The following is a 12,273-nucleotide window of genomic DNA, read 5'->3' on the forward strand; positions in this document are numbered from 1 at the left end:
TTTCCTCAACGCGGGTCTTGTGGCACGGCCGGTGGCGTGGCGAAAAGTGCTCACTATGTTCTTTGTTTGGTGCAGGGCAGCGATCAGGGTGATTTTCTGTCAATGCTGTGCTATTGACTCCGCCCGCGCGCTCACCACATTGGCGCGTCCATGCATCAACACTGACAAATCCTGAACGAAACGGCCAAGGAGACCACGACCATTCGCAGACCTTTCAAAGCAGCGGCGCCGACCAAGGATGGCCCGCGCTCCAACCGTGACATCCGGGTTCCCCGGGTCCAGCTTATCGACGCCGAAGGCCAGAACCGCGGCGATGTTTCCATCAACGATGCATTGCTGCTCGCCGAAGAGGCCGGGCTCGATCTCGTCGAGATATCGCCCAACGCGATACCCCCGGTGGTCAAGATCCTCGATCTCGGCAAGTTGAAATACGCCAACCAGAAGAAGGCGGCCGAGGCGCGCAAGAACCAGAAGGTCATCGAGATCAAGGAGATCAAGATGCGCCCGAACATCGACAGCCATGACTACGAGACCAAGATGAAGGCGGTTCGCCGCTTCTTCGAGGAGGGCGACAAGGTCAAGCTGACGCTGCGCTTCCGTGGCCGCGAGATGGCGCATATGGAACTCGGCATGCAGCTTCTGAACAAGGTTCGCGAGGAAGTGGCGACGATTGCCAAGGTCGAAGCGGAACCGAAGCTCGAAGGCCGCCAGATGATGATGGTGCTGTCGCCGCGCTAAGATCTGCATCGGCGCGTATCTAGGATCACGATGACGTCAGGCTTGGCCATCGCGCTTAAATCCGCCTGAATCACATCGCAAGGCGTCCCGGCGATCGGCGGGACGCCTTCTTCTTGTTCAGACGCTGCGATCGCCGGCAAAATTCCTGACGATCGGATTCACTATGGTCGATGAAGTCAAGGTTTCGGACGTCAAGGACTTCAAACACGGGCTGGGCAACTACCAGCATATGCGCCGGATAGTGCTTGCCGTTCTCGTGGTCGTGCTGTTTGCAGCATTGCTATTTGGCCAGTCGACGTTTCCGCCCGACACAGCCGTGCACGAGACGATCGAAATGTTCGGCGTGCTGTTGATTTTCCTCGGCATCGTCGGCCGCCTTTGGTCGACACTCTACATAGGCGGGCGCAAATCGTCGGAGGTGGTGACTGGCGGGCCCTACTCGATCACCCGCAACCCGCTCTATGTGTTCTCGACCGTGGCCGCGGCCGGCGTCGGCGCGCAGATCGGTTCGTTCTCCGGCATCATCCTCTTCGGGCTTTTGTGCGCGGGGGCGTTCCATATCGTCATCCTGCGCGAGGAGAAGTTCCTCAAGGAAGCGCTCGGCGCGCCGTATCAGGCCTATCTGGCGCGGGTGCCGCGCTTTTTCCCGAAACTGTCGCTCTACCAGGAGGGCGATACCGGAAACTTCAAGCCGCGCCTGCTGTTGACCACGCTGCTCGACGGCCTGGTCTTCCTCGTCGCGCTGCCGGCCTTCGAATTGATCGACGGCGCCCAGCTCTCAGGCATGTTGCCGGTCTGGTTCACGCTGCCCTGACCAAGGACACAGCGCCGCATCTCCACAGGTGTTGCGCGCGGGCCGTCTTTGACGTATAGCACCGCCGTTCAAGAAAACCGCCCGGCAGGGCATGCCGTGGCGGTTTCATTTGCTTTTCGGGCTTTGGTCGGCCCGAAGCGAACAAGAAGCGCGATAGTGCGCCAACAATACGGAGTAGCAAAATGCCCAAGATGAAGACCAAATCGGCCGCCAAGAAGCGGTTCAAGATCACAGGTACGGGTAAAGTCCTGTCGGCTGCGGCCGGCAAGCGTCACGGCATGATCAAGCGTTCCAACAAGTTCATTCGAAATGCCCGCGGCACGATGGTTCTGGCTGAACCGGATGGCAAGAAGGTCATCAAGAATTTTCTGCCGAACGGCCTCTAAGGCATTCGGTCCGGACACGTTTTAAGGAGATCATGACATGGCACGCGTAAAAAGAGGCGTCACTTCGCACGCCAAGCACAAGAAGGTCCTGAAAGCCGCGAAAGGCTTCTACGGCCGCCGCAAGAACACCATCCGCATCGCCAAGCAGGCGGTGGAAAAGTCGATGCAGTACGCGTATCGCGACCGCAAGAACCGCAAGCGCTCGTTCCGCGCTTTGTGGATCCAGCGCATCAACGCCGCGACGCACGAGCATGGCCTGACCTATGGCCGCTTCATCGACGGCCTTAACAAGTCGGGCATCGAGATCGATCGCAAGATCCTGTCGGACATGGCCATCCACGAGCCGCAGGCTTTCGCAGCCCTGGTCGCCAAGGCCAAGGTGGCGCTCGAATATCTGAAGAACACCACGCCGAACGCTTTTGAAAGCGCTGTCGCCTAAGACCAGCGCTTCCCAAGCATTCGCAATTCTGATTTGGGGAACCCGCGCTGGCACGGCTGGCGTGGGTTTTTCTTTTGCCTGATCCTTGGAGTGACTTCACTTTAGAAGTGACTTTCACTTTGAGGCCGACCTCCCAACGTAGCGAGTTTGACCGTGAACGACGCAACCACTGGCCTGGATACGCTTGAAAACTCACTTCTGGCCGAGATCGCCTCGGCCGCCGATGAACCGGCCATCGAGGCCGTGCGCATCGCTGCTTTCGGCAAGAAGGGCAGCGTGTCCGAGATGCTGAAGACACTTGGCGCCATGACCGCCGAGGAGCGCCAGGTCAAAGGCCCTGCTATCAATGGCCTCAAGAACCGCGTCACCGACGCGCTGACTGCCCGCAAGGCTGAGCTCAAGGATGTGGCGATCACCACCCGCCTCGCCGCCGAAAAGGTCGACGTGACGCTGCCGGTGCGGCAGTCGCCGGCCGAGCGCGGCCGTATCCACCCGATCAGCCAGGTCATCGACGAGATTGCGGCGATCTTCGGCGATCTCGGTTTTTCCATCGCCGAAGGTCCCGATATCGAGACCGACTACTACAATTTCACTGCGCTGAATTTCCCCGAAGGCCATCCGGCGCGCGAGATGCACGACACCTTCTTCTTCCAGCCGGACGAGAAGGGCGAGCGCAAGCTTCTGCGCACGCATACCTCGCCGGTGCAGATCCGCACCATGGAAACGAAGAAGCCGCCGATCCGCATCGTCATTCCGGGCAAGACCTATCGCCAGGATTCCGACGCCACCCACTCGCCGATGTTCCATCAGGTCGAGGGGTTGGTGATCGACAAGACGGCGAACGTCGCCAACATGAAGTGGGTGCTGGAAGAATTCTGCAAGGCCTTCTTCGAGGTGCCGCAGGTCAAGATGCGCTTCCGGCCGTCCTTCTTCCCGTTCACCGAGCCGAGTCTCGAGGTCGACATCCAGTGCGACCGCTCGCGGCCCGGCGAAGTGCGCTTCGGCGAAGGCTCCGACTGGATGGAGATCCTCGGTTGCGGCATGGTGCACCCCAATGTGCTGCGCCATGGCGGGCTCGATCCGGACGAATATCAGGGCTTTGCCTGGGGCATGGGCATCGACCGCATCGCCATGCTGAAATACGGCATGCCGGACCTGCGCGCCTTCTTCGATGCAGACGTGCGCTGGCTGTCGCATTACGGCTTCAGGCCGCTCGACATGCCAACTTTGTTCGGAGGCCTGAGCGCATGACAGCGCCCTATGCCGGCGGCTGCCGCTGCGGCGCCGTGCGGTTCCAGGCCTCTGCCGAACCGCATCACGTCAGCTATTGCCATTGCGGCGATTGCCGGCGGGCCAGCGGCGCGCCGGTGTCGGCCTTTGTCGGCTTCCTGGTCGATCAGGTCGCGTTCGCCGGCAAGGCGCTGAAGATGTATGAGAACGGCCCGGTGACGCGCTCTTTCTGCGGCACCTGCGGCTCACCCATCGCCTATGTCGACGAGCGGCTGGAGGACGACATCTACTTCATGCTCGGCGCCATGGACATGCCGGCCGATTTCCAACCGACGCTGCATGCCTATGTCGGCGAGCAGCTCCCCTACCTGCATATGTCCGACGACCTGCCGAGACATCTGAAATCAAGCGTCAAAAGACCAGACGGAACAGTCCCATGAAATTCACCCTCTCCTGGCTCAAGGACCACCTCGAGACCGACGCCACGCTCGACGAGATCGTCGAGCGGCTGACCTCGATCGGCCTCGAAGTCGAGCATGTCGACGACAAGTCGAGCCTGAAACCCTTCGTCATCGCCAGGGTGCTGACCGCGGTGCAGCATCCCGATGCCGACCGGCTGCGCGTGCTGACCGTCGACACCGGCGACGGCAAGCCACCGGTGCAGGTCGTCTGCGGCGCGCCAAACGCCCGCGCGGGGCTAATCGGCGCGTTTGCGGCGCCCGGCACCTATGTGCCCGGCATCGACGTAACGCTGACGGTCGGCAAGATCAGGGGTGTCGAAAGCCACGGCATGATGTGTTCCGAGCGCGAGCTGGAACTGTCCGACGAGCACAACGGCATCATCGACCTGCCGGAGGATGCGCCTGTAGGCACCAGCTTCGCCGCCTATGCGCACATCGACGATCCGGTCATCGAGATCAATTTGACGCCGAACCGGCCGGATGCCACCAGCGTCTACGGCATCGCCAGGGATCTGGCGGCGAGCGGGCTTGGCCGCCTCGTCGGCGGCGCCATCATGCCGCATGTCGGCAGCGGCATGTGTCCGGTCAAGGTGACGATCGAAGCGCCGGAGCTTTGCCCCGGCTTCGCGCTCAACTTGGTCAAAGGCGTCAAGAATGGGCCGTCGCCAAAATGGCTGCAGCAGCGGCTGATCGCCATTGGTCTGAGACCGATCAGCGCGCTGGTCGACATCACCAACTACGTCACCTTCGACCGCGGACGCCCGCTGCATGTGTTCGACGCCAGGAAGGTCGCCGGCAATCTCGTCGTGCGCCGCGCGCGCGATGGTGAAAAGGTGCAGGCACTCGACGGCCGCGAATACACGCTGACGCCGGAAATGTGCGTCATCGCAGATGACAACGGCGTCGAGTCGATCGCCGGCATCATGGGCGGCGAGCATTCGGGCTGCGACGAGAACACGACCGACGTGCTGATCGAATCCGCCCTTTGGGATCCGATCACCACGGCGCGCACCGGCCGCACGCTCGGCATCATCACCGACGCGCGCTACCGCTTCGAGCGCGGCGTCGACCCCGAATTCATGGTTCCCGGCGTCGAGTTGGCAACGAAACTGGTGCTCGATTTCTGCGGCGGCACGCCGACGGAGATCGAAGTCGTCGGCTATGCCGGCCACAAGCCCAAGATCGTCTCCTTTCCGCTTTCGGAAGTGAAGCGGCTGACCGGCATCGAGGTTCCCAGGGCGGAAAGCCTCGACATCCTGTCGCGCCTCGGCTTCAAGCCGGAGGGCTCGGGCGATGTCGTCGATGTCGCCGTGCCGTCCTGGCGCCCCGACGTCGATGGCAAGGCAGACCTGGTCGAGGAGGTCATGCGCATCCACGGTGTCGACAACATCGCACCGCAGCCGCTCGGTGCGCATGACGCGGTCAATGCAAGGATACTCACCACGCTGCAGGTCCGCACCCGCACCGCCAAGCGCGCACTTGCCGTGCGCGGTATGATGGAGGCTGTCACCTGGTCGTTCATTCCGGCCAAGCACGCCGAACTGTTCGGCGGCGGCCAGACCGCGCTCAAGCTCGCCAACCCGATCGCCGCCGACATGTCCGACATGCGGCCCTCGCTGTTGCCGGGGCTGATCGCGGCTGCCCAGCGCAACGCCGACAAGGGTATTGGCGACGTGGCGCTGTTCGAAGTGTCGGGCACCTATGAAGGCGACGGCGCCGACCAGCAGCGGCGCGTCGCCGCCGGCGTGCGCCGCGGCACCGCCAAGCTCGACGGTTCCGGCCGCAACTGGGCCGGCAATTCGGGTCCCGTCGGCGTGTTCGACGTCAAGGCCGACGCCATCGCCGCACTCGAAGCCTGCGGTGCGCCGGTCGAGCGGCTGCAGATCGAGGCCGGCGGCCCGGCCTGGTATCATCCCGGCCGTTCCGGCACCATCAAGCTCGGCCCGAAAACCGTGCTCGGCACGTTCGGCGAATTCCACCCGAAGACGCTGGAAGGCCTCGATGTTTCCGGGCCGCTGTGCGGCTTCGAAGTCTTCGTCGATGCGGTGCCCGAACCGAAGGCCAAGCCGACGAAAACCAAGCCGAAACTGGAACTGTCCCCCTTCCAGGCGGTCAAGCGCGACTTCGCCTTCGTCGTCGACAAGTCGGTCGAGGCCGGCGCGCTGGTCCGCGCAGCGCTCGCCGCCGACAAGAAGCTCATCACTGCTGTTTCGGTCTTCGACATCTTCGAGGGTGCATCGCTCGGCGAGGGCAAGAAGTCTATTGCCATCGAAGTGTCGATCCAGCCGGTCGAAAAGACGCTGACCGACGAGGATTTCGAGGCACTGGCCAAGCGTATCCTCGAGAATGTCGGCAAGCAGACGGGCGGCGTTCTGAGGACGTAGCGCGGCCAACGCCGCTCTACGTATTTGCCTTTTTGAGGATTGCCCGGAAGTAGCGAATCGCCCTCCAAAAGGTGATGGACCATCTGCGCTATTCCGGGCTCCCATTCGAAGCACAACGCACGGCGTTTCTCGACATCGTGTCGGGAGAGCCGCTGATCCGTGAGGCGCTGGTTCGAGCAAGAGGCATTGCCTTGCCCGACTGGCTGATTGTTTCCGGCGCGCTCTACAACACGGTCTGGAACCATCTGACGGGAAAGCCGTCGGGTTACGGCATCCAGGATGTCGACCTGTTCTACTTCGATGACAACGACCTATCCTATGAGGCGGAGGACGCGGTGATCCGACGAGCGGCGGCGCATTTCGAAGGGCTGCCGCGGCCGGTCGAGGTGCGCAACCAGGCGCGGGTACATCTGTGGTATCCGCAGAAATTCGGACAGCCGTGCCTGCGCTATTCAAGCGCCAGCGAATCCGTCTGGTATTTTGCCTCGAAGACGCACGCCGTTGGGGTTCGATACGATGCGGATGGGCAGCTCGATCTGGTTGCGCCGTTTGACCTCGACGATATTTTTTCGTTTCGCATCACGCCGAACCGGGTGATGGACAATCGGCGGACACATGAGGTGAAGGGGGCGCGGGCGAAGGAGACCTGGCCGGAGATTACGGTGGTGCCGTGGTGATAAAAAGGGGGCGCCGAAGCACCCCTGCAAAGCGAAACGAAAAAGGCCCCCTCACCCGGATTGCCAGCCGAATTGCGAAGGGCAATTCGGGACAATCCGACCTCTCCCCGAGGGGAGAGGAGCTAGCGCGGGCTACAGCCTCTTCTCCTCTCGGGAGAAGGTGGCCGCGCAGCGGCCGGATGAGGGGCCCCCTTTCTCACCCATTCACCAGCGCCAGCAACTCCTCGGTGTAGCGCTTGCCCATAACCTTGTTGGGCGACAGCGCGTCACCAATAGCCTGCACCTCGGCAGCGCTCAGCGCGATCCCGGCCGCAGCCATGTTCTGCTCAAGATGGCGGATTTTCCGCGCGCCGGGGATCGGCACGATGAAATCGCCCTGGTGCAGCACCCAGGCCAGCGCCAGCTGCGCCGGGGTCACGCCCTTTTCAGCAGCCAGCTTTTCCAGAGTGGCGATGACAGCGGCATTGGCTTCCATCGCCTCGGCCTGGAAGCGCGGCAAGGTCCGGCGCCAGTCGTCGTCGCTCAGCGCCTCAGGCTTGGCGATCATGCCGGTCAGCAGGCCACGGCCGAGCGGGCTGTAGGGAACGAAGCCGATGCCGAGTTCGCGGCAGACGGCGAACACCTCGTCTTCAGGGTCGCGGCTCCACAGCGAATATTCGCTCTGCACGGCAGCAATGGGATGCACGGCATGGGCTCGACGGATGGTCGCCGCACTCGCCTCCGACAGGCCGAGCGCGCGCACCTTGCCCTCGCGAACCAGCTCGGCCATGGCACCGACCGTGTCCTCGATCGGCACGCTGGGGTCGACGCGGTGCTGGTAGTAGAGGTCGATCACATCGGTGCCCAGCCGCTTCAGCGAAGCCTCGGCGACCGCCTTGACGTGCTCGGGGCGGCTGTCGACGCCGGCCATGCGGTCGAGGCCCGTACCTTCCTCCAAAATCCTGAAGCCGAATTTTGTCGCGATCGTCACCTTGTCACGCACTGACTTCAGCGCCTTGCCGAGCAGGATCTCGTTCTCGAAGGGGCCATAGACCTCCGCCGTGTCGAAGAAGTTGACGCCGATATCGACGGCGCGGTGCAGCGTGGCGATCGCGTCGGCTTCCGCCTGGCCGCCATAGGCGAAGCTCATGCCCATGCAGCCGAGGCCGATGGGGTAAACGTTCAATTCAGTTCCTAGCTTGCGGGTTTGCATAACGCGTCTCCTTGTTGCGATGCGGGAGAAATAGCGCCTTGCCTTGTGTTCGATAATCGGCTCTCATCCGCACGGGCTGTACTAAAAAAGAGATCAATGAATCGCGCGCATCTTTCCCAACTGGCCGTGCTGGCGACTGTCGCTCAATGCGGCAGCTTTCGCGGCGCCGCCAGGGAATTGGCCATCGCGCCTTCGGCGGTCAGCCACGCGGTATCCAGCCTCGAAGCCCGGCTTGGCGTGCGCCTGTTGGCACGCAGCACGCGCAGCGTTGCCCCGACCGAAGAAGGTGCGCAGTTGCTGGAGCGGCTGCGGCCGGCGCTGTCGGAGATCGATCTGGCGCTGGAGACAGCAATCGAGACGCGCGACCGGCCGGCCGGCAATCTGCGCCTGACCGTGCCGCGCACCGCAGCCCATTTGGCGCTGACGCCACGGCTCGGCGCCTTTGCCGCGGCCTATCCCGATATCGTGCTGGAGATCGTCATCGAGGACCGCTTCACCGACGTGGTGGAAGGCGGCTTCGATGCTGGCGTGCGGCTAGGCGAGAGCCTGCAGCGCGACATGATCGCGGTGCGCATCGGGCCGGATCTTCGCGGCGCGGTGGTCGGCGCGCCGGTCTATTTCGAGGCGAGCCCCAAGCCGCGCCACCCGCGCGACCTGGCCGGCCACCGCTGCATCCGCTTCCGCTTCTCCAGCGGCATCCTTTACCGCTGGGAGTTCGAGAAAGGCCGTGAGACGATCGAGATGGCGGTGGAGGGACCGCTGATCCTCGACGAGGACCATCTGATCGCCCAGGCGGCGGTCGACGGCGCCGGGCTCGCCTTCGTCTTTGAGGACTATGTCCGCGCGCCGCTCGCCGACGGCAGGCTGATCCGCGTGCTGGAGGACTGGTGTCCGTCCTTCGACGGCTTCTTCGTCTACTACCCCAGCCGCCGCCAGATGCGGCCAGCGCTCCGGGCGTTTGTCGATTTCTTCAAGGTGAGTGGATAGAGCGGGCTCGCCCCTCCCCCTGGTGGAAGAAAACCGGCATCGCGGTCGTTCACCAACGATGCAAACATCGATCACCAACAGCACCACGCGCTATGGCTGGGGCGCGATCCTTCTCCACTGGCTGATTGCGCTCATCTTCATCGGCCAGTTCGGGCTCGGCTTCGTCATGGTGCGGCTGACCAGCCAGCGCACCGCCTTCGAACTGATCCAGCTGCACAAATCCTTCGGCTTCCTGTTGCTCGGTCTGGTGGTGCTGCGCATCGCCTGGCGCCTTGGCAATGTATGGCCGCCACTGCCGCGCTCCGTCGGGACCCTGGAGCGTCGGGCCGCACCGCTCGCGCACCTTGCGCTCTATGCGTTCCAGCTTGCCTTGCCCCTGTCCGGCTGGGCGCTGGTGTCGGTCTCGATGCTGGAGATACCCAGCCTGCCGTTCAATCTGTTCATCATGCCGAACCTGCCGCTGGCCGAATCGGACGCCGCCGAAAGTTTCTGGGCGGCGGCGCACTGGTATCTCGCCTATGCCGGCACGGCGCTTGTGGCTCTCCACGTCGCGGCGGCACTGCGTCATCATTTCCAGCTCAGGGATGGCGTGCTCACGCGCATGATCACGCCTTTGTCAGATTCGGAATAGAGCGGCCGGTTCATTCGTTCATGGGGCAGGGCGCAGGAAATGCGCTGCCTCAACAAGGAACACCCCCATGTACACGCGTATCCTCGGATTTGCGGCGGTCGCCGCTTGCCTTGCCATGCCTGTTTCAGCGGCCGTCGCGCTTGGTGACGCCGCCGGCAGCTATTCGATCAGCCCGGCCAACTCCAGCATCCGCTTCTCCATCGGCAAGGTCGGCGGCGGCGGCCTCAATGGCGCCTTCGCCCGCTTCAAGGGCTCGATCCGCATCGACAACAGCGATGTCGGACGCTCTGAGGTCAATTTCACCATCTTTCCCGAAAGCGTGGGAACCGGCCAGAGCCGTATCGATGCCTTCCTGCGCTCCGACGCTGTGTTCGACAGCGCCAACAGCCCGGAAATCCAGTTCCGCTCGACCAGCGTGACCCGCACCAGCGACACCACGGCCCTCGTCAGCGGTCGGCTGACGGCGCGCGGCAAGACGTTTCCGGAAAAGTTCACAGCCGAGCTTGGTGGTCTCAAGGCCGGGACGATCAAATTCCACGTCACCGGCAAGGTGCTGAGGTCGCGCTACGGCATGGATGTCGGTACGCCGATCTATTCGAACATCGTCGACTTCGACATGACGCTGACGGGCAAAAGGGGCTGACCTTGTCATTGGCTTTTCCGGCGATTTCGGGCAAACCTCGTCGCCTGTAATCGTGAGGGAGAAGCCTGATGTTCCGATGGGGTGTGTTGTCGACGGCCAAGATCGGCCGCGAGCATTTGTTGCCGGCGATGGTCGAGGCGGAGAATGGCGTGCTGTCGGCGATCGCCAGCCGTGACCTGTCGAAGGCCAAGGCGCTGGCCGAGCGCTTCGGTGCCCGCCATGCCTTTGGCTCCTATGAGGAACTGCTTGCCTCCACCGAGGTCGACGGCGTCTACATCCCGCTGCCGACCTCGCAGCATGTCGAATGGACGGCCAAGGCCATCGAAGCCGGCAAGCATGTGCTGGTCGAAAAGCCGCTGGCGCTCGACGCCAGGGACATCGCCCCGCTGATCCAGCTACGCGACCAGAAAAAGGTCCTGGTCTGCGAAGCCTTCATGGTCATCTACCACCCGCAATGGATCAAGGTGCGCGAGCTCATCGCCAGCGGCGCCATCGGCCGGCTGCGCCATGTGCAGGGCGCGTTCTCCTATTACAATGTCGACCCCGGCAACATGCGCAACCAGCTCGACCTCGGCGGCGGCGCGCTGCCCGACATCGGCGTCTACCCGACCGTGTCGACGCGCTTTTCCACCGGCAAGGAGCCGCTGCGCGTGCAGGCGACGATCGAGCGCGACAAGACATTCGGCACCGACATCTATTCCTCGATCCGTGCCGATTTCGGCGACTTCGAGCTGTCGTTCTATCTGTCGACGCAGATGGCGGCGCGCCAGGTGATGGTGTTCCACGGCGAGAAGGGTTTCATCGAACTGTTCTCGCCTTTCAATGCCGGGCTCTACGACCACCACCGCGTCGAACTGCACAACCAGAACCATACCGAGGCGCAAGTGTTCCGCTTTCCCGGCACGCAGCAGTACCGGCTGGAGGTCGAGACCTTCGCGCGTGCGGCACAGGGCGGCAAGGAGCGCGTCTTCACGCTGGAGGAATCCGTGCTCAATCAGAAAGTCATCGATGCCATCTTCCGCGCCGGCGGCACGGACGGCTGGGAGACCGTCTGATTCCTTGCATTTGAAGTAGCCGGCTAATTCTGGGAGGAAAGATGGCTGACGATGCGGACGTGATCATTGTCGGCGCTGGCCTTGCAGGGCTGGTTGCCGCCGCCGAGCTTGCCGAGGCCGGCAAGAAAATCATCATCGTCGACCAGGAGCCGGAGCAGTCGCTCGGCGGCCAGGCGTTCTGGTCGTTCGGCGGCCTTTTCCTCGTCGATTCGCCCGAGCAACGGCGCATGCGCATCCGCGATTCGCATGACCTGGCGCTGGAAGACTGGCTGGGCACCGCGGCTTTCGATCGGCCCGAGGATTTCTGGCCGCGCAAATGGGCGGAAGCCTATGTCGGCTTTGCGGCCGGCGAAAAACGCTCCTGGCTGATACAGCGCGGTCTGAAATTCTTTCCCGTGGTCGGCTGGGCCGAGCGTGGCGGCGGCAATGCCATCGGCCATGGCAATTCGGTGCCGCGCTTCCACATCACTTGGGGCACTGGCCCCGGCGTCCTCGAACCCTTTGTGCAGCGCGTGCGCGAGGCGCAAAAACGCGGAATGATCAGTTTCAAATTCCGCCACCGGGTCAATGAATTAACCGGCACCGGTGCCGCCGTCGACGGGGTGCGCGGCGACATACTGCAGCCGAGCTCAATTG

The 12,273-nt window shown here is 63.1% G+C and carries 14 protein-coding genes; 13 read left to right on the forward strand and 1 reads right to left on the reverse strand.

Features of this window, described 5'->3' with window-relative positions; translation table 11 throughout:
- Nucleotides 1–201 precede the first annotated feature (201 nt).
- The 8 genes from infC (at nucleotide 202) to EN943_RS14375 (ending at nucleotide 7,129) form a co-directional block, all read left to right on the forward strand.
- Complete coding sequence (gene infC / locus EN943_RS14340; protein WP_127413065.1) at nucleotides 202–738, forward strand: translation initiation factor IF-3; 537 nt, start codon at nucleotides 202–204, stop codon at nucleotides 736–738.
- Between the two features lie 163 nt (nucleotides 739–901).
- On the forward strand, nucleotides 902–1,552 hold the full coding sequence (locus EN943_RS14345; protein ID WP_127413066.1) for an isoprenylcysteine carboxylmethyltransferase family protein: 651 nt from the start codon (nucleotides 902–904) through the stop codon (nucleotides 1,550–1,552).
- Between the two features lie 182 nt (nucleotides 1,553–1,734).
- Entirely contained in the window at nucleotides 1,735–1,938 is a 204-nt protein-coding gene (rpmI, locus tag EN943_RS14350; protein WP_006201248.1) for a 50S ribosomal protein L35, read from the forward strand.
- Nucleotides 1,939–1,975: 37 nt separating this feature from the next.
- Entirely contained in the window at nucleotides 1,976–2,377 is a 402-nt protein-coding gene (gene rplT / locus EN943_RS14355) for a 50S ribosomal protein L20 (protein WP_023672281.1), read from the forward strand.
- A gap of 153 nt (nucleotides 2,378–2,530) precedes the next feature.
- Nucleotides 2,531–3,628, forward strand: a complete 1,098-nt coding sequence (gene pheS, locus EN943_RS14360) for a phenylalanine--tRNA ligase subunit alpha (protein WP_127413067.1) — start codon at nucleotides 2,531–2,533, stop codon at nucleotides 3,626–3,628.
- On the forward strand, nucleotides 3,625–4,047 hold the full coding sequence (locus EN943_RS14365; RefSeq protein ID WP_127413068.1) for a GFA family protein: 423 nt from the start codon (nucleotides 3,625–3,627) through the stop codon (nucleotides 4,045–4,047). The genes pheS and EN943_RS14365 overlap by 4 nt, the downstream gene beginning before the upstream one ends.
- On the forward strand, nucleotides 4,044–6,452 hold the full coding sequence (pheT, locus tag EN943_RS14370) for a phenylalanine--tRNA ligase subunit beta (protein WP_127413069.1): 2,409 nt from the start codon (nucleotides 4,044–4,046) through the stop codon (nucleotides 6,450–6,452). Before EN943_RS14365 ends, pheT begins: the two co-directional genes overlap by 4 nt.
- A 74-nt stretch (nucleotides 6,453–6,526) precedes the next feature.
- The gene (locus tag EN943_RS14375; RefSeq protein WP_127413070.1) at nucleotides 6,527–7,129 is read left to right on the forward strand and encodes a nucleotidyltransferase family protein; all 603 of its coding nucleotides are present in this window, start codon (nucleotides 6,527–6,529) and stop codon (nucleotides 7,127–7,129) included.
- 196 nt (nucleotides 7,130–7,325) lie between these two features.
- Here the strand turns inward: EN943_RS14375 and EN943_RS14380 are convergent, their stop codons facing one another.
- Nucleotides 7,326–8,321: an aldo/keto reductase gene (locus EN943_RS14380; RefSeq protein ID WP_127413071.1), complete on the reverse strand. Its 996-nt coding sequence runs from the start codon at nucleotides 8,319–8,321 to the stop codon at nucleotides 7,326–7,328.
- 96 nt (nucleotides 8,322–8,417) lie between these two features.
- On the opposite strand from EN943_RS14380, the gene EN943_RS14385 reads away from it, so the two are divergent.
- The 5 genes from EN943_RS14385 to EN943_RS14405 form a co-directional block, all read left to right on the forward strand.
- The gene (locus EN943_RS14385; protein ID WP_127413072.1) at nucleotides 8,418–9,308 is read left to right on the forward strand and encodes a LysR family transcriptional regulator; all 891 of its coding nucleotides are present in this window, start codon (nucleotides 8,418–8,420) and stop codon (nucleotides 9,306–9,308) included.
- A 58-nt stretch (nucleotides 9,309–9,366) separates the two neighbouring features.
- Complete coding sequence (locus tag EN943_RS14390; protein ID WP_127413073.1) at nucleotides 9,367–9,939, forward strand: cytochrome b; 573 nt, start codon at nucleotides 9,367–9,369, stop codon at nucleotides 9,937–9,939.
- Nucleotides 9,940–10,006: 67 nt separating this feature from the next.
- Entirely contained in the window at nucleotides 10,007–10,582 is a 576-nt protein-coding gene (locus tag EN943_RS14395; protein ID WP_127413074.1) for a YceI family protein, read from the forward strand.
- A gap of 68 nt (nucleotides 10,583–10,650) precedes the next feature.
- Complete coding sequence (locus EN943_RS14400; protein ID WP_127413075.1) at nucleotides 10,651–11,637, forward strand: Gfo/Idh/MocA family oxidoreductase; 987 nt, start codon at nucleotides 10,651–10,653, stop codon at nucleotides 11,635–11,637.
- Between the two features lie 41 nt (nucleotides 11,638–11,678).
- The coding region (locus EN943_RS14405; RefSeq protein ID WP_127413076.1) for an FAD-dependent oxidoreductase at nucleotides 11,679–12,273 on the forward strand (595 nt) is incomplete at its 3' end.

This window comes from Mesorhizobium sp. M7A.F.Ca.US.006.01.1.1 (genome assembly GCF_003997935.1).
Lineage (GTDB): Bacteria > Pseudomonadota > Alphaproteobacteria > Rhizobiales > Rhizobiaceae > Mesorhizobium.